The 23,546-nt window shown below is 28.6% G+C and carries 25 protein-coding genes; 5 read left to right on the top strand and 20 right to left on the bottom strand.

Annotated features, from left to right (window positions below; all coding sequences use genetic code 11):
- Positions 1-2: 2 nt before the first annotated feature.
- From infB to nadA, 9 genes are read right to left on the bottom strand one after another with little or no spacing between them, the layout of a single operon-like run.
- Positions 3-2,705: a translation initiation factor IF-2 gene (infB, locus tag LPB137_RS01915; protein ID WP_076083654.1), complete on the bottom strand. Its 2,703-nt coding sequence runs from the start codon at positions 2,703-2,705 to the stop codon at positions 3-5.
- Positions 2,695-2,970, bottom strand: coding sequence for a DUF448 domain-containing protein (locus LPB137_RS01910; RefSeq protein WP_076083651.1), 276 nt, complete (start codon positions 2,968-2,970; stop codon positions 2,695-2,697). Before LPB137_RS01910 ends, infB begins: the two co-directional genes overlap by 11 nt.
- A gap of 36 nt (positions 2,971-3,006) precedes the next feature.
- Positions 3,007-3,888, bottom strand: a complete 882-nt coding sequence (gene thrB / locus LPB137_RS01905; RefSeq protein WP_076083648.1) for a homoserine kinase — start codon at positions 3,886-3,888, stop codon at positions 3,007-3,009.
- An 11-nt stretch (positions 3,889-3,899) separates the two neighbouring features.
- Positions 3,900-4,352: a hypothetical protein gene (locus tag LPB137_RS01900; RefSeq protein WP_076083645.1), complete on the bottom strand. Its 453-nt coding sequence runs from the start codon at positions 4,350-4,352 to the stop codon at positions 3,900-3,902.
- Between the two features lie 9 nt (positions 4,353-4,361).
- Entirely contained in the window at positions 4,362-5,267 is a 906-nt protein-coding gene (gene lpxC / locus LPB137_RS01895) for a UDP-3-O-acyl-N-acetylglucosamine deacetylase (protein WP_076083642.1), read from the bottom strand.
- Positions 5,264-6,649 (bottom strand): M23 family metallopeptidase, encoded by a 1,386-nt coding sequence (locus LPB137_RS01890; protein ID WP_076083639.1) that lies wholly within the window; start codon positions 6,647-6,649, stop codon positions 5,264-5,266. Before LPB137_RS01890 ends, lpxC begins: the two co-directional genes overlap by 4 nt.
- Complete coding sequence (locus LPB137_RS01885; RefSeq protein ID WP_076083636.1) at positions 6,633-7,619, bottom strand: DHH family phosphoesterase; 987 nt, start codon at positions 7,617-7,619, stop codon at positions 6,633-6,635. Before LPB137_RS01885 ends, LPB137_RS01890 begins: the two co-directional genes overlap by 17 nt.
- Positions 7,620-7,679: 60 nt before the next feature.
- Positions 7,680-8,501, bottom strand: a complete 822-nt coding sequence (nadC, locus tag LPB137_RS01880) for a carboxylating nicotinate-nucleotide diphosphorylase (protein WP_076083633.1) — start codon at positions 8,499-8,501, stop codon at positions 7,680-7,682.
- Positions 8,498-9,487: a quinolinate synthase NadA gene (nadA, locus tag LPB137_RS01875; RefSeq protein WP_083657063.1), complete on the bottom strand. Its 990-nt coding sequence runs from the start codon at positions 9,485-9,487 to the stop codon at positions 8,498-8,500. Before nadA ends, nadC begins: the two co-directional genes overlap by 4 nt.
- 87 nt (positions 9,488-9,574) lie before the next feature.
- Between nadA and plsY the strand changes: the two genes are divergently transcribed.
- The 5 genes from plsY to prfB all read left to right on the top strand — a co-directional run bounded on the left by plsY (position 9,575) and on the right by prfB (position 13,752).
- On the top strand, positions 9,575-10,198 hold the full coding sequence (gene plsY, locus LPB137_RS01870) for a glycerol-3-phosphate 1-O-acyltransferase PlsY (RefSeq protein WP_076083630.1): 624 nt from the start codon (positions 9,575-9,577) through the stop codon (positions 10,196-10,198).
- Positions 10,195-10,506 carry a dihydroneopterin aldolase gene (locus LPB137_RS01865; RefSeq protein WP_076083627.1) on the top strand — a complete coding sequence of 104 codons (312 nt, stop codon included), beginning with the start codon at positions 10,195-10,197 and terminating at the stop codon, positions 10,504-10,506. Before plsY ends, LPB137_RS01865 begins: the two co-directional genes overlap by 4 nt.
- A 226-nt stretch (positions 10,507-10,732) precedes the next feature.
- A complete protein-coding gene (locus tag LPB137_RS01860) occupies positions 10,733-11,860 on the top strand; it encodes a major outer membrane protein (protein WP_076083625.1) in 1,128 nt (375 codons plus the stop codon).
- Positions 11,861-11,985: 125 nt separating this feature from the next.
- Positions 11,986-12,627, top strand: a complete 642-nt coding sequence (locus LPB137_RS01855; RefSeq protein ID WP_076083622.1) for a c-type cytochrome — start codon at positions 11,986-11,988, stop codon at positions 12,625-12,627.
- A 30-nt stretch (positions 12,628-12,657) separates the two neighbouring features.
- Positions 12,658-13,752, top strand: coding sequence for a peptide chain release factor 2 (gene prfB, locus LPB137_RS01850; protein ID WP_076083619.1), 1,095 nt, complete (start codon positions 12,658-12,660; stop codon positions 13,750-13,752).
- A gap of 14 nt (positions 13,753-13,766) precedes the next feature.
- Here prfB and LPB137_RS01845 read toward each other — a convergent pair whose 3' ends face one another.
- The 11 genes from LPB137_RS01845 to truB all read right to left on the bottom strand — a co-directional run bounded on the left by LPB137_RS01845 (position 13,767) and on the right by truB (position 23,533).
- Positions 13,767-16,127 carry a PD-(D/E)XK nuclease family protein gene (locus tag LPB137_RS01845; protein ID WP_076083616.1) on the bottom strand — a complete coding sequence of 787 codons (2,361 nt, stop codon included), beginning with the start codon at positions 16,125-16,127 and terminating at the stop codon, positions 13,767-13,769.
- On the bottom strand, positions 16,117-16,602 hold the full coding sequence (locus tag LPB137_RS01840; RefSeq protein ID WP_172802459.1) for a hypothetical protein: 486 nt from the start codon (positions 16,600-16,602) through the stop codon (positions 16,117-16,119). The genes LPB137_RS01845 and LPB137_RS01840 overlap by 11 nt, the downstream gene beginning before the upstream one ends.
- Positions 16,603-16,677: 75 nt before the next feature.
- Entirely contained in the window at positions 16,678-17,316 is a 639-nt protein-coding gene (locus LPB137_RS01835) for a hypothetical protein (protein ID WP_076083610.1), read from the bottom strand.
- 103 nt (positions 17,317-17,419) lie between these two features.
- Entirely contained in the window at positions 17,420-17,692 is a 273-nt protein-coding gene (locus LPB137_RS01830; protein ID WP_076083607.1) for a DUF4006 family protein, read from the bottom strand.
- Position 17,693: 1 nt separating this feature from the next.
- On the bottom strand, positions 17,694-18,581 hold the full coding sequence (locus LPB137_RS01825) for a cbb3-type cytochrome c oxidase N-terminal domain-containing protein (protein WP_076083604.1): 888 nt from the start codon (positions 18,579-18,581) through the stop codon (positions 17,694-17,696).
- Between the two features lies 1 nt (position 18,582).
- The gene (locus tag LPB137_RS01820) at positions 18,583-18,801 is read right to left on the bottom strand and encodes a CcoQ/FixQ family Cbb3-type cytochrome c oxidase assembly chaperone (protein ID WP_076083601.1); all 219 of its coding nucleotides are present in this window, start codon (positions 18,799-18,801) and stop codon (positions 18,583-18,585) included.
- 10 nt (positions 18,802-18,811) lie between these two features.
- Positions 18,812-19,495, bottom strand: coding sequence for a cytochrome-c oxidase, cbb3-type subunit II (ccoO, locus tag LPB137_RS01815; RefSeq protein ID WP_076083597.1), 684 nt, complete (start codon positions 19,493-19,495; stop codon positions 18,812-18,814).
- A gap of 14 nt (positions 19,496-19,509) precedes the next feature.
- Complete coding sequence (gene ccoN / locus LPB137_RS01810; RefSeq protein ID WP_076083594.1) at positions 19,510-20,976, bottom strand: cytochrome-c oxidase, cbb3-type subunit I; 1,467 nt, start codon at positions 20,974-20,976, stop codon at positions 19,510-19,512.
- Positions 20,977-21,441: 465 nt separating this feature from the next.
- Positions 21,442-21,918 carry an SsrA-binding protein SmpB gene (smpB, locus tag LPB137_RS01805; RefSeq protein WP_076083591.1) on the bottom strand — a complete coding sequence of 159 codons (477 nt, stop codon included), beginning with the start codon at positions 21,916-21,918 and terminating at the stop codon, positions 21,442-21,444.
- Positions 21,919-21,926: 8 nt separating this feature from the next.
- Positions 21,927-22,688, bottom strand: a complete 762-nt coding sequence (locus LPB137_RS01800) for a 4-(cytidine 5'-diphospho)-2-C-methyl-D-erythritol kinase (RefSeq protein WP_076083588.1) — start codon at positions 22,686-22,688, stop codon at positions 21,927-21,929.
- Complete coding sequence (truB, locus tag LPB137_RS01795) at positions 22,685-23,533, bottom strand: tRNA pseudouridine(55) synthase TruB (protein WP_076083585.1); 849 nt, start codon at positions 23,531-23,533, stop codon at positions 22,685-22,687. Before truB ends, LPB137_RS01800 begins: the two co-directional genes overlap by 4 nt.
- Positions 23,534-23,546 lie beyond the last annotated feature (13 nt).

Here is a 23,546-nt window from a genome sequence, read left to right as displayed (position 1 = left end):
AATTAGTCGTCAATCGATACTTTTTCTTCAATTTGAATAAATGTTTCGATGAAATCTCCAACTTTAATATCATTGAATTTATCGAACATAATACCACACTCATAACCATTAGCAACTTCTTTAGCATCATCTTTAAATCTTTTTAATGATGAAATTTTACCTGTATAAGTAACAACACCATCTCTAATGATTCTAGCATGACCACCTCTGATTACTTTACCATCAGTTACTAAACATCCTGCAACTGTTCCAATTTTTGGAACAACGAATGTATCTCTTACTTCTGCTTGACCTGTATTTTCTTCTCTAATTACAGCACTCATCATACCAGATAAGGCATCTTTAACATCATCAATTAAATCATAAATAATTGTATATGTATTAATAGTTACACCATCAGCTTTAGCTTTTTGTTTAACAGAACCTGTAGGTCTTACGTTAAATCCTAAAATAATACAACCCTCAGATGCATTTGCTAATACTAAATCAGATTCAGTAATTCCACCAACACCTGCATGAAGAACTTTAACTTTTACTTCTTCATTTGCAATTTTTTCTAATGAACCTTTAATAGCTTCTAATGAACCACCAACATCAGTTTTAATAATTACTGGAAGTTGTTTGATTTTACCTTCAGCAATTAATCCACTCATTTCTTCTAAAGATACTTTAGTAGATTTTGATAACTCTTTAGCACGTGCATGTTCAGCTCTTGTTGTTGCAATTTCTCTAGCTTCTTTATCAGAATCTTGAGCAACCATAACAGCACCAGAAACAGGAACTTCATTTAATCCTAAAACATTACCTGTTTCAGAAAGTCCTAATTGTTTTACTGGTTTTCCTTGGTCATTTGTAATTGCTTTTACTCTACCATAAGTAGTATCACAAACAATATTATCACCAACTTTTAATGTACCATTTTGAACAATAATAGTTGCAACTGGTCCTCTACCTTTTTCAAGTAAAGACTCAACAACTGCACCTTTTGCTTTTGCACTTGGATCTGCTTTAAGTTCAAGAACTTCTGATTGAAGTAAGATATTTTCTAATAAGTCATCTATTCCCATACCTGTATGAGCAGATACTCCAATAAATTCAACATCTCCACCCCAATCAACTGGAGTCATTTCTCTCTCAGCCATTTGTGCTTTTACCATATCCATATTTGCAGATTCTTTATCCATTTTGTTAACAGCAACAATAATTGGACATCCAGATGCTTTTGCATGTGAAATTACTTCTTCAGTTTGTGGTTTAACACCATCATCTCCAGCAACAACAATAATAATAACATCAGTAATTTCAGTACCTCTTGATCTCATTTCAGAAAACGCTGCATGTCCTGGAGTATCTACGAATGTAATTTTTTGACCATTTTGATCAACTGTATATGCAGAAATATGTTGAGTAATTCCACCAGCTTCACCTTTAGCTACTTTTGCAGATCTAATTTTGTCTAATAAAGAAGTCTTACCATGATCAACGTGTCCCATAATTGTAACAACAGGAGGTCTTGTTACAAAATTTGAATCATCAATATCTTCTTCATGATAATCATCAACATAATTAACATCTTCTAAAGCATCTTTAACAGTTACTTCAATTCCGAACTCTTCACCAAGAATTTCTAATTCGTCTTGTTTTAAGAAGTCATTTTTAGTAACAAGCATTCCTAAACCAAATAATACAGAAATTACATCAGATGCAGATTTTCCACAAGCTTCTGCAAATTCATATACTCTACACTCTTCAGGAATTGTAACTTCAGTTATCTCAATTTCTTCTTCTGTTCTTTTAAATCTTTTCTTTCTCTTACCTCTTTTTAAACCTTGAGGTCTATTTCCAAATGCAGCTGGTCTAGATGATCTAGATTGCTTATTTTGGTTTTGAGGTTTTGTCTCTTCTAATAATTTTGATTTATCTGCTAAACCTAAATCAAGTAAGAATACTTCTTCACCAAGTAAAGAATCTGTTGAAGTTGAATTGAAATCATTAGATGATTCTCTTTGAACTTCAAGTTTTCTACCGTGGTCTTGTGCTCTTACATTAGTTTTCTTTTTATCTTTTTTAGATTTAACTTTTTGTTCTGTAGGATCTTTTTTATCTTCAGAGTTATTACCTAAAATTTCACTAAGAGATTTCATTTGTTTTTTAGGAGTTCCAGCAGCTGGAGTATTAAATTCTACTTTTGGAGCTTCTTCAACTTTTGGCTTTTTCTTTTTAACAATTTTAAGCCCTCTTCTTTTAGGGATTATTTTTTTAATAACTGGTGCTTCAGAATCTTTATCTTCTGTTTTTTTAGCAACTTCTTCTTTTGCTTCAGGTGCTTTTTTAACTTCTTCGATTTTTTCTGTTTTAGATGCTGGAGTATCTACAGACTTAGGTTTAGAGATTGCAGGTTTTTTAACAACTTCTTTTTTTTCTTCGACTTTTACTTTCTCTTCTACTTTTACAGCAGCTGGTTCTTCTTTCTTTTCTTCTACTTTTTTAACTGCAGCTTTTTTAGCTTTAACTGGTGCTTTAGCTGGAAGTTTAGAACTTTTTCCAGTCATTATATAATTTGCAATTTCCTCAGCATCCTCGAATGATACCGCGCTTTGTGGTGATTTAAGTTCTATATTTAAATCTTTAGCTTTTGCAATTACATCTGAGCTACTAGCTCCCGCCTCTTCTGCAATTTCATAAACTCTTACTTTATCTGACATCTGTTAGCATCTCCTTAAGTTGTTCAACATACTTATCTTTATTTTTACACTCTCTAAAAAGTGATTTTTCTATCTTTTTATAGGTTTTTTGATTAATATCTGATTGTAATAAATTAATACAATCCCTACAGATATAAAAACTTCTACCATAGTTGTTATATGATACAAGTTTTTTATCTTCACATTTTAATCTAAAAAGCTCTTTTTGTTCGTTTTTATTTCTACAAACAATACATGTTCGAAGTGTCGTTTTCAATTTAGCCAATGATTATACCTAAAATATACTTAATATCAAAAAAACTTAAATTTCTATACGAACACCACTGTTATCAAAGTCACATGTGAAAACTTTGAAATGTGGGAATTTAGTCTTAAGTGCTTTTTCTATTTTCTTTGCATCTTCTGAAAAACAAATAGAAAAAAGTGTAGAACCTGAACCTGAAAGTGTACTCATTAATGAACCTGATCTTAATGATGTTTTTTGAACATCAAATAATTCTGGCATTTGTTTCATTCTGTACTTTTGATGAACTTTATCTAATGAAGCAGTTCTAAGCATTCTCCAATCTTCACTCATAAAAGCAGCTGTTAATAGTGATGAATGAGAAATATTAAACACAGCATCCTCTTTTGAATATTTAAAAGGAAGTGATTTTCTAGATAACTGTGTTGAAATTGGTCTATTTGGAATAACAACAACAGCTCTTAATATATTTGGTATAGATTTATTTATGAATTTTACTTCATTTTCTTGCACAGTTGCTACGTTAAATCCACCCATAACAGCAGGTGTTATATTGTCAGGATGATTTTCATAAGCAAGTGCTAAATTTAATAGTTTACTTTTCTCTAACTTTATTCCTTCAATAGCATATGCAGATGCAATTGCAGATACGATTACTGCAGATGAACTTCCTAAACCACGTGATAATGGAATCTCATTATAGAATTCAAATCTATAATGTCTTTTTTTTACAGCTAGATTATGATAGAAATCATTAAAAATTGAGATAAACATATTATTATCTTTTAAAGCTGGGTTATTAGCACCCTCACCTTTTAATGACACACTATGAAATTTTGATGGTCTGATTATTACTTGGTTTTTCATTGCAATTGCAAGTCCTAGTGAATCAAAACCAGGTCCCAAGTTAGCACTAGTTGCTGGAACGCTTATTTTCATCTATTTCCTTCTTAAACAGCTGGTAAATTATAAATTGGCAGTGTTTGTTTATTAAAATTTATTTTATCTATATTATTAGGTAATTTAAAGTCGCGAATTATATCGTCTTTTTCTAAAAAGTCAACTTTAATACCATTTTCATCTTGTTTAAAGTATTTTTTTCCTAAAGCTTTTATTGGAGAATTCTCATTAAATTCAAAACCATTACAAGCTTGAAACTCTATATTTTTTGTAATACTAATAGTTTTTAAAAATATATAAGCAACTTTAATTGCCATATAAGAGCCAGGTGAATTAACATAGTTTATTCTTTTTATATCAAACTCTTTTAAAATATTTTCAAATAAAGAAGGAAGTAAATCAGAAGTTTTACCTTCTAATTTATACTCTTTTATTAATTGTTTATTCTCATAAAGACCAATTAATATAGGATTTGAAATACTAATAACTAAAACTTCTATCAAATAATATTCCTATACTTCTACTTTTGAATATGCTAATTCAAATACTTCAGCTTCTTCGCTTGCTTCTTCTAGATCAATAATTTCATAATTTGAAGCATCTTTATAAAGCTCTTTAGTTAATAAATGATTTAAGTGATGACTTCCTGCAACTGCATCATACTCTCCAACCATTGTATAACCTAATAGTGCCATATCACCAATTGCATCAAGTATTTTATGTCTTACAAACTCATCATCAAATCTTAAACCTTCAGGATTTAAAACTTTTGATTGGTCTAAAACAATAGCATTTTCCATAGATCCACCTTGAGCTAAGCCAATAGATCTTAAATATTGAACTTCATGTAAAAAACCAAAAGTTCTAGCTCTTGAAATATTCTCTTTATATTCATTAATAGAGTAATCAAAATGGAAATTTTGTTCACCAATAGAAGGATGATCAAAAGCTATTTGGAAATCATAAATAATTCTATTTGATGGTTTTAATGTAACTCTTTTCCCATCTTCAGTTGTAATTTCAACTTCTTTTTTTACTTTTATAGCTTTTTTACTTTTATTTAATTCTTTAATACCAGCTTCTTCAATTAGCATACAATAACCAGAAGAACTTCCATCTAAAACAGGAACTTCATCATTGTCAATTACTACTCGTAAGTTATCAATTCCATAAGCATAAACAGCTGATAATAAATGCTCAATTGTAGAAATTACAATTCCATCTTTTCCAATTACAGTTGCCATTTTTGTATCTACAACATTTTCAATACATAAAGGTATTGTAATTCCTGCATCAACTCTATAAAAAATTATTCCAGCATCTTCTTCTAAAGGTTCAAGTTTCATTTTTACAGGAACGCCTTTGTGAAGACCGATTCCTACTATTTCAACTGATTTTGCTATTGTTCTTTGTTTCATTTGCTTTCAATCGCTTTCTTTGCATTATCAATAACTTTAGTAATATTTTCTCTAACCCAATATCTACTAAGCCATTCTGTAGGATTAACTTCTATTCCTTGAACCAATACACCAAAATGTAAATGATCACCAAATACAGCCCCACTTGATCCTGTATTTGCAATATAAGCACCTGCTTTTACTTCATCATTTACTTCTACAACTGATCTACTTGTATGTGCATATAAAGTACCTAATCCAAATTTATGGTCAATAATAATTGAATCACCATAAATTCCTAAATAATCTTTAAAGATAACTTTTCCAGCATTTGTAGTAAATATTTTTGCTTTTTTAACACTAGCCCAATCCATACCTAAATGCCAAGCTTCATCAATTTTTTTACCTTCATATGTATAGTGTCGTCTTTCACCATAACCTGCAAAAGTCATTGATGATGGTAATTGTTTAAAAGCTTTAATATCAAATTTTGTAACTTTGTCTTTATTCATATTATTTCTAGATACACTTTTTATTGTATCTACGTTTCTTTTTCTTAAATCTTTGTTAGCTTTAACAAATGTTTCTGCTTGACTACTTGGAATATCAAAACCACTTTTTGTAAGTACATTTTTACTAACTTTATCAATAAATCTATCAGAAATCTTTAAATTATCAATTTTTACTTTTAACTCTTTAATATATAAAGGTATTTTTGTTACTGTTTTATTTCTAGCTTTATCTATAGCAACTAAATTAACTCTTTTAAATTCTTTTATTTCAATTGGCCATGCAATAATTGCTATATAAAAATTATCTTTATAAAAAGGAAATAATTCAAATCTCTCTTCATTATTAAAAGAGATATAAAAATCTTCTAAATTTTCATCTTTAACTTCAACAACAACAGCAGCACTTCCACCTTGATTGATTAAGTATGAGTTACTTAATACATTTGCAATTGGTCTTTTTTTATCTACTTTGATTTTAATATCTTTAGTAGCTTTATTTCCCATAAAGAAATTCCATTTACTTGTATCTGAAACTTCAATTTTTAACATTGCATTTTGTGTTTTAGTTGATAAATCAATTTTTGGAGCAATAATATCTAAATCAATTGAACCTTTTGAAACATTTAGTTTCTTAGTATCTAATTTGATTTCATTATTATCATCAAAATATGTAATAACATAAGAAGCAATTTCATTGTCATCTGTAAAATTAACTTTTAAAGGTGATTTTAAATTCCAAAATATTTCATTTTCTAATGAGATTTTAGGACTATTTTTTTCAAAAGTAGGTGATAGAAATACAAATGCACCTAATCCTATAATTATTGCAATAATAATATATACTAATGCCATCTTCGCTTTATTATTTTTTCTTCTATTTGTATAACTCAAAAATTTCCTTTAAAACTAATTGTTTTGCTTCATTTACATCATCTGTATCAATACTACAACCAGCTGCATTAAAGTGTCCACCACCACCAAAATGTCCTGCTATTTTTGATACATCAATATTACCTTTTGATCTTAAAGATAATCTTGCTCTATTATTAACAATTCTTACATAAGCAGCTACTCTTACAACTGCTATACTCATTATCATATCTAAGGCATCTTCACAATCTCTTGTGTGTGCTCCAGTTTCTTCAAACCACTCTTTTTTTGCAATAATACTTGCAACTTCACCTTCTTTAAATAATTCTAGGCTATCGAGTACTTTGGGTATTATTCTATATTTTGCAAGTGAGTCTCTTCTTAAAAGTTTATTTGCAATTGTAGAAGGACTTGCTCCACATTGAACTAAAAAGTTCACCTTATCAAATGTTAATTCATCACATCTACTAAGTGAAAAAGCTAGTGAATCATCATAAATTCCTACATAAAGTGCAGTTGCTGATTCTTTTGTAATATATAAACCATTATGCTTAAAAAAGTCATATACAATTTCTGCTGTTGAGCTTTTCATTGGGTCTACAATATTTATAGTTCCAAAATTATTGTTTGACTTGTGATGATCAAAATTAATAAGTGGAATATTCTCATCTAATTTAAATCCAAGCCTTGGATATGTTCCACAATCTACAGAAATTGCCAAATCAAAAAACTTTGGCAATTGGTCTGTAATTTTATCAAACCTATGTAAGAAATTTAAATTATTTGGTAAATCAGAACTTATATTAAACACTTTGTGTTTTATCTTATTTTCATGAAATAAATTTGAAAGTGCAAGAGCTGAAGAGATAGTATCAGGATCTGGATTTACGTGAGTAATTATAAGAATATATCTGCTTTCCTCAATTAGCTTTAAAGCTTGAGTATATGCTGACATATCAATTTTATTACTTACTATGAAATCTTTTTTCAATACCTATCCTTTAATTTTGACTGTAATTATATGAAATTAAAACTAACCAAAAGTTAATGATTAGTCAAACTTCATTGAAAAATCAAGCCATGTAGCTTGATGAATTATACTACCACTACTAATAGCATCAACACCTGAAAGTGCATATCCTCTTATTGTATTAAGGTCAATATTTCCACTAGCTTCAAGTAAAATATGTGGATAAGTTTCATCTCTGAATTTAACAACATCTTTTATTTGCTCAGGTGTCATATTATCACACATAATAATATCAGCACCTGCATCCATAGCTTCTTGAACTTGCTCAAAAGTTTCACACTCAATCTCTATTTTTGTAACCCAAGAGATTCTTTTTCTTGCTTTTTTTACAAACTCTTTTAAGTTATCAATTGTTCTTAAGTGAGTATCTTTTAACATTAAACAATCATCAAGTCCAAGTCTGTGGTTAATTGCACCACCAACTCTTGATGCATATTTCTCAAAATCTCTAAGTTGTGGTCTTGTTTTTCTAGTATCAAGTAAAACAACACCAGTACCTTCCATTAGTTTTGCATATTGGTTTGCCATAGTAGCAATTCCTGATGCATGTTGAAGCATATTTAAAAAAGTTCTTTCAGATGATAAAAGAATAGAAGCTTTACCTTCAAGTTCAGCTATTGTTTCACCAGCTTTAATTGTATCACCATCTTTTTTCAAAAACTTACAATCAAACTTTTCTGTTCTTGCTAATACTTTTGCATATTGAATTCCTGCAATAATTCCATCAGATTTTGAAATAGCTCGTGCTGTAAATCTACCTTTTGGAGCAACATCGAAGAATAAATCTCCTCTTCCATTATCTTCAATAATGGCATTTTTTACAAACTTCTTTATATTAATCATATTTCAAACATCCTTTCAAGTGCAAGTCTTGCGTATTTTATATTTTCTTCTGATACAGAAATTTCTGTTTCTTTCATAATGTTCTCATCTTTGATTGATTTTAAAGTATTGTAAACATCTTGAAGTGTTGTTTCATTCATCGTTGGACACTCAGGTTTAGTTGAGCTTAAAATATAAGTATTTTTACTTCTTAATCTATTTACCATATTAAACTCAGTTCCAACTGCAACTTTTTGTTCAACAGGTAACTCTTTAATATATTTTATTAATTGTGAAGTAGAACCTACAAAATCAGAAGCATCACAAACTTTTGGATCACATTCAGGATGAACTGCTATTAAAATATCAGGATATTTTTCTCTGTAAAATTCAATATCTTCTACAGTAAATTGTTGATGAACAGAACAAAAACCGTTATAACATATAATATCAGCTTCTTTTAAATCACTTCCATCTCCAACTATTGCAGATTTTAGATTTAATGATTTAGCAAAGTTTTGACCTAAACATCTATCAGGAACAAAAAAGATTTTCTTCCCAGATTCTAAGCCTTTTTCTATAATTTTATAAGCATTTGATGAAGTACAAACCATTCCACCCATTTTTCCTACTCTAGCTTTAACTGCTGCACTTGAGTTTATATAAGTAATTGGTAAAATATCTTCATTAGCAATTCCTGCTTCATTTATTTTTACCAAATTTTCTTCATAATAACCCTCATCAATCATTCTAGCCATTGCACAACATGCAATTTTTGGCATAAGAACAGTTTTTTCAGGACTCATTACTTTAACACTTTCACCCATAAACCCAACACCACAAAATACAATATACTTTGAAGTAGTAGCTTTTGCTTTTTTAGCAAGTTCTAATGAATCACCCGTAATATCAGCTAACTCAAAAACTTCATCTCTTTGATAAAAGTGAGCTACTAATGTTACATCTAATTCATTTTTTAATTTTATAATCTCTTCTTTTAAATTCAAAATAAACCTTATTACAAATGTTTTTATAAATGATAATATAACAAAATGTTTGTTATAATCCATTTAATTAATATAAAAAGGTAATAAATGGATTTCTTTACAAACCAAAATATTTTATTTTACATAAGTGCTTATTTAATAGGTTCTATTCCTTTTGGGCTAATACTAGCAAAGTTTTTTGCAGGTGTTGATGTTAAAGCTGCTGGAAGTGGTTCAATTGGAGCAACAAATGTTTTAAGAGTTGTAAAAGAGACAAATCCAAGCTTAGCAAAAAAACTAGGAGCTGCTACTGTTATACTAGATGCTTTAAAAGGTACACTTGTTTTACTTCTAGCTATGAGTATGGGTGCTAGTGATTCTACACTTTGGGGTATTGCTGTTTTATCAGTTCTAGGACATTGTTACTCAATATACTTAGGACTTGAAGGTGGAAAAGGAGTTGCTACGGGACTTGGTGTTTATATTGCACTTATTCCTATTCCTACAATAATAGGTGCTGTTGTTTGGATTATTTGTGCAAAAGTACTTAAAATATCTTCATTATCTTCACTTCTAGGACTTACTGCTGTAATTGTAGTTGCTAGTTTTTTAAATGATGGATTAAATGTAGGTTCTAATATTCCTATGTATATTATTGCATTCATTATATACTACAAACATATTCCTAATATTATTAGAGTAATTAAAGGGGAGGAGAAAAAAGTCGTATGAAAGTAGAAATCAACGACTTATCTTTTAAATGTATAATAGGAATACTAGATTTCGAGCGAGTAAAAAAGCAAAAAGTTATAGTAAACCTATCATTTGAATATGAATTTAAAGAAGATTTTTTTATAGATTACAGTGAAATCTCAGCTTTTGTTGAAAAACAAATGAAAAAAAGAAAATTTTTACTAATAGAAGATGCAATAATCTTCCTAGAAGCCAAACTATACAAACTGTATAAAATAAATAATCTAATTATTAGCATATCTAAACCAAACATCCTAAAAAACTGTATTGTTTCAGTATCAAACTAAAATAATACAATTTTTATCCTATATCCTATTAATAAACTATTAACTAAACCCTAGCTTAAATTAACCCTTAATTAACATAAAAATCATGCATTTTAAGAAAACTTTAAAATTTAGTGGTGTAGAATGCACATAACGGGATGTCGGAAAAGGTTCAAATAAATCATTTTGAATGAGTTCGCGCGCTCCGACAGACTGAAATATATATTTCGAAAATTTAGGAGAATACATGAAAAAAATCGCAAAATTAAGTTTAGTAGCTGCAGTAGCAGTTGCAGGATTAACAAATGTTAACGCTGCATCATTAGAAGAAGCAATCAAAGGTGTTGATGTTTCTGGACAATTTAGATTTAGATTCCAAGAGAAAAAAGTTGATGGAGAAAGCACTGCTACACTTCCAACAGCAGATAACAATGAAACTGGTTCAGATGTTGAAATTGAAGTTGGTGTTAAAGTACCTGTTACTGAAAATGTAACTGCTGTATTCAAGATTGATAATGCTAATGATGATGCTGATGATGCAAATACTAAAGCTGATGTTGAAATTGAAGATTACTACTTCTCTTACAACGCTGGAGCATTAACAGTTAACGCTGGTCAACAAAATATTCCAGGAAGAATTACTGATGGTAACCAAGGTGACGGTATCGTTGCATTATATAACTTAGGTTCTGCAACTATTGGTGCTGCAGCATTTGCTGACCATAATGTAGATTCAACTAGATTAGACAATTCTAATTCAGTTTTATCTGCAATTGCTATGGGTAACGTAGGTCCTGTTTCATTATTAGGTCAATATGCAACTGTAGCAGATACTGTTGATACTTACAACTTAAAAGCTGATGCTAACTTTGATATGGTAAAAGTTGGAGTTGAATATACTGAATCTGAATTAGATGCAGCTACAGGTATTGGAGCAGCATTTAGAGATGACAGATCTACATTAAAAGCATATGTTGCTGGAAATGTTGGAATTGTTTCTGGTAAATTAATTTATGCTAAAACTGGTGATAATGGTTCTGGTTCTATTGATTCTCAAGTAAGTACTGCTGGTTTAGAAGCACCTGCTGAGTATTTATTATGGAATTTAGGAACATCTTTCAAATCTGACATGGAAATATATGGTGTTGATGCTTCTGTTGCAGTAACTCCAAAATTATCTTTAAGAGCAGCTTATGTAGAAGGTGAAGTTGGTTCATTAGCTGGTAAAGAAGTTTACGAAGCATTAGGACAAATTTCTTACAAAGTATCTAAAAACTTAAATACTTATGTTAGATATGCTGAATTTGATTCAAATGGTGTAAATAATTCTGCTGATGGTCAAAGAGGTAGAGTTGAAGTTAAATATTCATTCTAATTCTTAGACTGTTTTTTACTAAACTTACAAAAAGCTAGAAGATTTCTCTTCTAGCTTTTTTTTTATCTTAAAAATATCTCAAGAGACTTTATGGTAGACTAATCCTTTAATTTAAAAGGATAAAAATGAAAATTCTTAGCTCAATTACATTTACACTACTAGCAAGCACACTAGCTTACTCACAAACAACTATGTGTTTTAAAGAAAATCACAACTCAATGACAACTATCGAAAACACAGCACTTGATGGTGGAGAGTGTAAAAGCTCACAAACAGTAAATAACATGAAAGCAAATGGCTGGAAAGTAGACGATATTAAAATCACTACAAAAGATGGAGGATATGATTTTATATATATCTTCAAAAAAAATCAATCACAATCAAATTTTGCTCAAGTAAACACAAATACAAACGTAAGCGATGCGCAACTTGAAGAAAGAATTCTAAAAAGAATGGAAGCCAAAAAAGTTCAAGAAGCAAAAGAAAAAGAAATAAAAAGAGTTTTAGAAAATAAAATTGCAGGAAAAGAAATTTATACTAATAAATGTCAATCATGTCATGGAGAAAAAGGTGAGAAAGTTGCATATAATGTTGGAATGGCTTTAAAAGATATGGCTTTAGGAGATATGGAACATGCAATTAGCCAATATACAAATCGTAGTGATTATGGATATGGTTATAGTATACTTATGAGACCAATAGCATCAAATACAACTAATGCACAATTAGCAAAAATCAAAGATTATTTAGATTCAGTTAATAAATAGTAATCAAATAAAATATCAGGAATAACATAAGTGGACGCATACGAATATTCGCAAATTTTAAAACTTCTTAATACGAAGCTAGATAACATCAAAAGTATCTTAAAACCAGATACTTTAAATGCAAGAGTTGAAGAAATTATAAAGCTAGAAGCAGACCAAGACTTTTGGAATGATGTAGAAAATGCTACAAAAATTGGTATTGAAAAGAATAGACTTTTATCAAAACTAAGTAAGTTTAATAAAGCAAATGAAGCCCTAACTGGAACAAATGAGCTTTATGAATTAGCACAAGAAGAAAATGATGAAGATACATTTGCAATGCTTTATGATGAAGCAAATGAATTAGATGAGTTAATCAAATCAACAGAAATATCTGTAATGCTTAGCAATCCTGATGATGTTTCAAATGCAATTGTTACAATACATCCAGGAGCAGGTGGAACAGAATCACAAGACTGGGCTGCAATGCTTTATAGAATGTATTTAAGATGGGCTGAGCGTCAAAACTTTAAAATAGAACCTCTTGATTACCAACCAGGTGAAGAAGCTGGTATTAAAGATGTGTCATTTATTATAAAAGGTGAAAATGCTTATGGATATTTAAAAGCTGAAAATGGTATTCACAGACTTGTACGTATTTCTCCTTTTGATTCAAATGCAAAAAGACATACCTCTTTTGCATCAGTATTGGTAAGTCCTGAAGTTGATGATAATATTGATATTGAAATAGAAGATAAAGATATTAGAATTGATACATACAGAGCAAGTGGAGCTGGTGGTCAACATGTTAATAAAACAGAATCAGCAATACGAATAACTCATATAGAAACAAATATAGTAGTTCAATGTCAAAATGATAGATCGCAACATAAAAATAAAGCAAGTGCTTTAAAAATGTTAAAATCACGTCTTTATGAATACGAATTAGAAAAACAACAAGCAGCAAAAGATGGCGTTGAAAAATCAGAAATTGGTTGGGGACATCAAATTAGGTCATATGTAATGCAACCATACCAACAAGTAAAAGATACACGTTCAAATATCGGATACTCAAATGTAGACGCTATTTTAGATGGAGATATTACAAAAGTAATAGAAGACGTTTTAATAGCAACAGCTAAATAGATAAAACTAAAGTTTTATCTATTACATATAATCTTGTATGGACAATAAGTACAAGTAGTTTTTTCTTCACATTTAGCAAAATCAATATCAGCTTTTGATAATGTTTTTATCTCTTCAAATTTTTTAGTTAATACTTCTAATTTTTTATCTAAAGCTACTTCTTCAACTAATTTTGTATTTGCTAAATCATAATAATAAGCTTCTATTTTATCAGTTTTATATAATTCACTCATTGCAAGATAATAAAACTCTAATTGAAAATCATTTGATTTTTCATAGTTTTTTAAAGTATCTACTTTTAATGAACTTGAAGTTTTATAATCTATTACTTCATATTTGTCTTCGTATAAATCAACTCTATCTATTACACCTTTTATTTTTATATCATCAAAAGTGATATTAAAATTCTTTTCAAGTACTATGACTTTTCTATTTTCTAATCTTTGTTTATCATATAAATAAAAATCATGAAGTTTCTTTTTCCATATTTCTAAGTCTAAAGCTAAAAATGGATTTGAAGATCTATATTCAAAAAATAGATTTTCAATCATTTTATAAGATGAATCAAAAGTGTGCTCTTTATAATACTTTTCTAAAATAGAATGCACAATATTTCCTAACTCAAAAGCCTTTGGTTTTAGAGAAATTGTATGTTCATGTATTTTTAGAATATATTGTAAATAAAATCTTCTTTTACACTCTAAAAAGTTTTTAAGTGAAGTTGCAGACCATTCAAATTTACTTAAATCAATTTTTTGAATAATCTGTTCTTCAAAGTGAGTAATATTATGATTATTGTATAAAATATGCTTGTATAAGTTATCACTTCTATCATGCGAAATATCATTTGGAAATAATTCATTTGCAAATCTTGAAATCTGATTTGTATCAGAATTCACATAAGAAATATATACATTTGAAGATGAGTCAATTAATCTTTTGTAGTAGTATTTTTGTAAAGATTCTCTATCAAATGCAGTTGGAAGATTTGCCATGCTTTTTATTTTTGTTGATAAAAACTTATCTTTTATTGAACGTTTTGGAATAAAGTTTTCATTAAAATCACAAATAATAATAGTATCAAAAGAAACTGCCCTAGTTTCAAGTAATCCTAAAACTGTAATTTTCCCTGAGTTAACATCATCAAGTGTGATTTTTGATATTTTTTGTAAAAATATTTTATATAAATCTTTTACTAAAATATTGTTTTCATTTGAAAATAAAAGTATATTTAGTTTATAAAGTATTTCATCATATTTTTCTAATATTTCTTCATTGTCTTCATTTTGTTTTATATAATTTGTGATTAATTCAAAGTTTTCTTTTGTTGAAACTTTATTCCATAGAAGTTTTATTGTTTTATCTATTGCACTTTTGTCAATTTTTAAATACTCTAAATTACTTGTATGTTTAATCTCATCTTCATTTAAATATGAATTAATAGCATAGCCAACTTGATAAAGTCTATAATTTTTTATGCTTCTACCCATTGCGTAGTTAAAATACTGCTCATTATCAAATAACTGTAACCAAGAGGCAAAACTCTCATCAGGTAATACTAATGCTATGGAAGAAGGATTAACTCCTTTTTTGATAGCTTTTGTAATACTTGATTTTATGTAAGCTATTTGATTTATTCTTGAATTAAAACCTTTAATTTCTAAAGAGTTTATTTTGCTTTTGATTTTTGATTTTAAAAGTATTTTCTTTTGATTTAATGAAATATTATATTCATAATTTAACTGTATTTTTTCGTCTAATATATCTAAAACTTCTAATGATTTTTGATTATATTCATTTGAGTAAAACTTAATATTTAAATCTACATGTGAGCTAACACTTTTAATAATATCAAATTCAACTTTTGTAAAATACCCTTCAAATACTAAATCAATGCAATCAAATCGTTTTAAAAACTCTTCATTGATTTTATAATGCATCGACATATTAACTCTATCAACAGATGAATTTTCATCCAAAATACTTAAATAGTTGTTTCTAATTTGTTCTAAAATTGATAAATGTTCAGCAAAGTATTCATAAGTATCTGCATCTTTTATACTTTGAATCTGTACTTTTTCACTTGAAAGTTCTAAAAAAAACCGATAAATATAATCACTTTGTTTTAAAAACTTAGTAAAATTATCTGAAATTCCAAGCTTTTGTATATTAGTATTAGCAATTGAATTCTTTAAAAATAAGAATCTTTGTTCTTCATCAATATATTTTTTGTCTTTAAAAACTATACATTTTTTAAAAAATTCATCAATTGTAAGAATAGAAGGAAGTAAGGTATTTGTATCTTTTTGTAATGATATATAAGATCGTATTGATCTTGAAGTAGGAAAGACTAATAACTTTTGTTTAAATTGCATTAGTCTTTATATAAATAGAACCTGTCAGACCATCAACTTTGAATGTTCCTGTAATGTTCCAATTGTTTTCTTCTATTATTTTGAAGTTTGTATTGTATTCATTTTGAGTATTAGTAAAGTTTTCATTTTTTAATAAAATATCAAATTTATTTGAAGAACTCATAGTAATTTTTAATACTATATCAATAGCTTTCTTTTCTTTTGTAATCTTGTCTATTACAAATAGTTTAATATCATTTTGCTTATCATATTTTAGTAAGTTTTTATGTTTTGAATGCTTTTCTAAAACTCTTTGAGAAAACTTAATATCTTCAGTTGTTAAACCAAATTTTTCATCATTTATAACAAGTGTAAAATCATATTTATTTAAAAAAATTTGATTTGAGTTCATAATATCATTATAGTTAGTATCAACATCTTGATATGTTCTTAAAAAACTTTCATCTTCATTAACAGGATTTTTAACTGCACTCATAACTGTCCATACAATTAAACTGAAAGTAAATAAAAAAATTCCAATAAAAAACAGTGGCCAATAGTTTCTTTTCATTTATTTTTTTCTCTTCTTTTCTCTTAAAACTACAAAAGTATAAACAAGTAAACCAATTACAACAAGAGTATACATCATAACTCTCCATATTGTACTTGCTATTTTACCTTGACTTCCTATACTACTTTCTAGTTTTATGTTTTTACTATCTGCAATTGTATCAGCAATTGCTGCGTAACCATTTAAAGTTGCAGCACTTACTTTTGCATATAGTGTGTTTTTATCTTTTGAAGCTAATAGTGGTACTACATATCCATCTAAAATATCATTTTTATCGATAATCTTTTTTAAAGAATCACTTACTAATAAATTTACATGTTGTTCTGTAATTGACATTGTCATTAAAACATAAGGTTTTTTTAACACTGACAAAATTTGAGATTCATGATTTTTTAGATAGATAATTTTATCTTTACCTTTAACTTTATCACCTAAACCATAAGTATTTTTTACATAAACGTAAATATTAACACCTAATTTTTCTTTAGATTCTAAACCCATAACATTTATTTTCTCTTGCGCTCGAGGATCTATTAATCCATCTTCACTTAAGATAAAATTGCTTGCTAATATATTTTGTGATAAAAAAAATAGAAGTGAAAAAATCACTCCTATTTTTATACTATTAAAACTTTTCATTTAACCAATAAATATTTTTGCATCATTAAAGAAACTAAAATATAAAGTAAATGCAGCTGAGGCAACAAGTAAAATACCTATAATCTTATCCATATCCTACTCCTTACTTACCATTACCAATTAATTGATAATTTTTATTTTGTTCTTCTGCAGTGTTTTGCTTCATATCAGAAGAAAAACTTCCAGATGTTAAACCATTAAGGTCTTGATTAATCTTATAAAAGTTAGTTGATTCATTTTGTTGTACTTTAATACCACTAATAGTTAAACCAACTAAAATAGCTAATAGTAAAACTGTTGCTATTAACATACCAGTAATACCACTTAACTTAAAGATTCCTCTTTCGTTTTCGTTCATTTGTGTATTTCCAGCCATCTTACTCTCCTAAACTTCTTAAATATGCAGCAAGAGCTTTTTCTTGTGTTTCATTTAGTCTTCCATCAAAACTTGGCATCATACCAATGTTTCCTTTTTTACCATCTTTTAACACTGCCATTACTAATGCATCATCATATTCTCTAATGTTTGGACCAACGTAAGCCATACCTTTACCATCCATACCGTGACATCCAGCACAAACACCATATGCTGCTGGTTGTTCACCTTTGAATCCACCTGCTACGTATTCTGCAATTGCATCTACATCAGGTCCAAAAGCCATACCAGCTGGCATTCCACCAGGATATGCAGTTTTTAAGTTGTTAGCCCCATTATTAATTACATGAATAACTTGCTCTTTAGAAATTCTTTTTGTAAAGTTATGTGCTTTACCTTCAATACCTTCAGCATCAATACCATGACAAGGTGCACATTGCACTAAGTATGTAGATTGACCCATAGCTTCTAAAGTTTCAAGAGAAGGGTTTTCCCATTTCTTTTCAAATTTTGCATTATATTCTAATGTCTCTTCATTCCATTGACCAATTTGTGAGAATCCATTAATTGGATAACCCATTGTAAAGTACCAAAACATCCAGATAATTGTACCTATGAATGCTAAAGCCCATCCAGTAGGAACATTGTTTTGATATTCACCAATACCATCCCAATTCTCATCTTTTAATTCACCACTAGCTGTATCATTTTTCATTTGATTAATATATTTAAGCGCTGTAAATACTGTAATTACAATAATTGCAATAGCACCTAACATTGTTAAACTATTAATATAATCGTCACCGATAAAAGCATCACCTGCTGCAAAGTAAGTTCCTGCCATTAATGCGATGACAAGAATAATTCCACCTATAACCATAGATTTCATACTATTTCTCCTTGTTATCTATATTGTCTTCTCTTTTTTCAAGAGGAGTAGAGGAAGATGAATCATCATGAACCAAGTTTGAATATTTCTCAAAATCTCGTTCACCTTTCTTATCTCTACTATAAATAGAGTAAGCATAAGAGTAAAAAACTACAAATACTACAAGTATTAAGAAAAATTTTACATAACCTTGTATGTTCAATAACTCTTCATATTCCATTATTAACCTCTTATTTTAAAGAATTTAAATATGCAATTAATGCAACTATTTCAGGAATCTGACCATTTGCAACAGCATCTTTTACAGCTTTATTTTTCATATCAGCTGCGATTAACGCTGCATCTGCTTTTGCTTTTGCAACTGCAGTAGCGTATTCACCTAACTCAACATCAACTTTTCCATCACCATCTAAATCTTGATCATATGGAGTAGCAAAAACAGTTTTAACTGTATAAGCTTCTGCATATGCTGTATCTAAATCAACAATATTCTCAAACTGGTGAGGATATGCTGGCATAACAGTTCCAGGAACTACAGAAGCCGGATCCATCATGTGATTTTCATGCCAGTCAGTAGTTCTATAATTACCAACTCTCATTAAATCTGGACCAGTTCTTTTTGATCCCCATAAAAATGGTCTATCATAAGCATACTCACCAGATAATGAATACATACCATATCTATCAGTCTCTGATTTAAATGGTCTAATTAACTGTGAGTGACAAGCATTACAAGAATCTTTAATATAAACTTGTCTACCTGCTAATTCAAGAACTGAATATGGCTTTGTACCAACAGTTGGTCTACTTTGTTTTGCAAAGTCTGGAATTATTTCAATAATACCTGCGAATGCAACAAACACGAATACTAGAACCGCAAAGAAAAACGGTCTTTGTTCAAACCAATGAAACATATTTTCTCCTTTTCTTACGCAGCTACAGGTGTAGCGTTTGTTGGTTCTTTATCAAGTACTCTTCCACATTTAACAGTTTTATAAATATTAAATGCGAACATAAAGAATCCAATAAGGTACAATAACCCACCAACTGCTCTAATTGTATAATATGGTTGTAATACAGTTACTGTATCAATGAATGAATAAACTAAAGAACCATATTCATCATATGCTCTCCACATCATACCTTGAGTAATACCTGCAATCCACATAGAAGTAAAGTATAAAACGATACCTGTAGTTTGTAACCAGAATTGTGTATCCATTAATGACTTAGAGTAAATTTCTCTTTTGTACATTCTTGGAACCATATGGAATAATGCTGCCATTACCATAAATACAACCCATCCTAAAACACCATCATGAACGTGACCTGGAATCCAATCTGTAAAGTGCGCAATTGCATTTACTGATTTGATCGCTTGAATAGGACCTTCAATAGTTGATAACATATAGAATGTTGAAGCTAATACCATAAACTTAATTAGTGTATTAGTTTGTAACTGTTGCCACTCACCTTTCATAGTTAAAAGCATATTAATAGCAGATCCCCATGATGGTAAAATTAATACAACAGACATAACAGAACCCATTGTTTGCATCCAATCAGGAACAGTTGAATATAATAAGTGGTGTCCACCAGCCCATAAATAAACAAACATTAATCCCCAGAAAGCTAAAATCGAAAGTTTATAAGAATAAACATTTTGACCAGATTCTTTTGGAAGAAAGTAATAAATCATAGCAATAATAGGAGTTGTGAAAACGAATGCAACAGCATTGTGTCCATACCACCATTGTACTAAGGCATCATTTGTACCAGCATACATAGAAACTGAATGCATCCATGAACCATAACCAGATACTAATGCAGTTGGAACTTCCATATTGTTAAATAAATATAACATTGCAATTGCAATAAATGTAGCAATGAAATACCATAATGAGATATATAATGTTCGCTCTCTTCTAATCCCAATAAGACCAAAGATTGAAACACCCCATAAAACCCACCATACTACTACTAAAATATCTAATGGCCACTCTAATTCAGCATACTCTTTAGAAGTTGTGAAACCCATAAATAAAGTAACAACAGCTAATAAAATTGTAATAAAGTAAAGTGCAAAATGTAATTTTGCTACACCCATTAAAAATGGAGATTCTTTTAAAGAAACTTTTAATACTCTTTGCCCAATGTAATACCATGAAGCAAAAACACCACTTAAAGTAAAACCAAATGCCACACCATTTGTGTGTAAAGGTCTTAATCTACTAAATGTACCATACTCCCCAGCTAAGTTATTTAACTCAGGAAACGCCAATTGAAACGCAAGTACAACACCAATCGTCATACCTATGATACCAAACAAAATTGTTGCAAATGTAAAGGCTTTTGCAACTGAGTAATCATACTCAATTTGTGCACCGTTTTGCATCAATCTCCTCCTACTAATTTTATATACAAGTCACAATTCGTCACTTATGAGTCAATATTAACTGAAAATGAATAAGATTTCACTTAATTTTAGTATAAATTAAGTATAAAATTTTAATAAAAATAATTAAATTGTTTAAATTAATACTAATGGCAATTATAAAATCATAGAATAAGTATAAATATAATTTTACAAAAGCAATTATAAGCTCAACTTATATGTATTAAGAAAGTGGTTTTTCTTTATATGAGATAATAATTGTCTTATTTAGCTATATTTAGGCTATATTATACTCATAGTGATTATCAAAACTATAAAAAATTAGAAGTAGAAGAAATTTATAATAAAAAATGAATTTATAATAATTGAATTTAGGGAATAATCATTAAATACAATTCTTTTGTAAAAAATAATAATATTTTGTCTCTTTAATGCTATGAAAAGAAAGAGACAAATGTATAGGCTTTATTTCCAGTTTTTAATAGCTATTTGAGTCTCTCTTAACATGGTTTTTTTCTTTAAATCTTCTCTTTTATCGTGAAGTTTTTTACCTTCAGCTGTTGCAATTTGTACTTTTACTTTATTTCTAGCATTAAAATACATTTTAAGTGGAACAATTGAAATACCATCTTTAGTAACTTTAGCAAAAAGCTTAGCTATTTCTTTATTATGTAACAATAGTTTACGCTCTCGTCTTTCATCAGGTCTATATGTTACATGAGCTGTATTTAAATGAGAAATATGCATATTAAATAAAAATACTTCACCTTTTATAATACGAACAAAAGAGTCTTTTAGATTTGCACGACCTTCTCTCATTGCTTTTACTTCACTACCTTCTAATACAATTCCAGCTTCCATACTTTCTAAAATTGTAAAATCATGAAATGCTTTTTTGTTTTTAAATACTAGATTCTTTTTTTCTTCTTTTTTCTTTGCCATAATTAACCTTACTCATTTATCTTAAAAAATGAACTTCCACTTCCGCTAAAATACCAATTTTCTTTTTCATATTCTTTAAGTTTGGGTTCTACTGTTATTGCCGCTTCATATAAATCATTTGCTTCATATATACTAAACTCTTTTAATATTTCTTTTGAGCTTAAAGCTAGTAATCTATTTTCTTCTTCTTTTGATATTTGTTTGTAAAACTTTTCTCTAAAAATATTAAAAATTTTACCTGTGTCACATTTTATTTTTGGTGTAATTGTTTGAACATCTAATACTTCTTCATCAAACTTTTCTACAATTTCACCAATACCTCTTACATTTGCACTATCATACTCATATACAAAAAAAGGAACATCAGCACCAACTTGTACTGCAATATCACAAAGTTCATCTTTTGATAAATTTAAATTACAATATTCGTTTACCATTATTAAAAACGTAGCAGCATTTGAGCTTCCACCACCAAGACCTGCAAATTCTGGGATATTTTTTTCTACTTTAACGCTATAAATTTTAAAAAATTCCTCAACACTTTTATAATGTTTTAGCAAATTGTATACTTTATATACAGTATTGGATTCTAATTTACATCCAAAATCACCTATAATATACATAGCCTTCTTATTAGTTTTTACAAATGACATAATGTCAAACAAATTATGAACTCGTATAAATCTCGATACGAGCTCATGATAATTATCTCTTTTATCTGCAATCTTTAAAAATATATTCACTTTTGCATAAGATTTGAAACTTTTCATAAAGTAACCTTATTTAATAAATAGTTTACATCATTCCCAACAATTTCGATTATGCTAAAAAAATCATCAAAGACAATTAAATATTTACCTTCTTCTTTATTTTCTAAAAAATCTATTGAAATCTTTTTTCCATTAAAAAGCCACTCTTTTGTACCTTTATAATTATTGTGTGGAATATCTAAATAGTCTAAAGGATTTAAATCTTTTTCATTCTCGTAATAAAATTTTCCTTCATTTATTCGTTCTAAATAAGATAAAGTTCCTTTTACATCTAATCTTTCACATAATATTTGAGCAAGAGATCTTATATATGAGCCTTCACTAACACTTGCTTCAAAAGTAATAAAAGGATGATTGTAGTTTATAAAATTTGTATCAACAATATTCATAATTGATTTTTTCATTTCAAAGTCTACGCCTTCACGTGCTAAATCATAAGCTCTTTTTCCATCTATCTTTTTTGCAGAAAACTTTGGTGGTATATACTCTATTTCACCAATAAGCTTTTTTATCTCATTTTGTATTGTTACAGCATCTAGACGTTTTGAATCTTCAATTGAATTTACATTCTCAATATCTAAAGATTCGGACTGAACACCTAACCAAATTACAGCTTTATATGTTTTAGGTGTTTTTGATAAATATTTAAATAGTTTTGAATATTGACCAAAAGCTACGATTAAACAGCCACAAGCAAAAGGGTCTAAAGTTCCACTAAACCCTGCTTTTTTATTTTTATACTTTCTTTTTATTTTATTTAAATAAGTATTTGATGAAAGAAAAATTGGTTTTTTAACCACTAAAAGTTTATTTAGTGGTTCTTTATTATAAAGTCTTTTTTGCATATATTCTCTAAAT

The sequence above is a fragment of the Poseidonibacter parvus genome (assembly GCF_001956695.1).
Classification (GTDB): Bacteria; Campylobacterota; Campylobacteria; order Campylobacterales; family Arcobacteraceae; genus Poseidonibacter; species Poseidonibacter parvus.
This window is presented reverse-complemented; position numbering and strand designations above follow the sequence as displayed.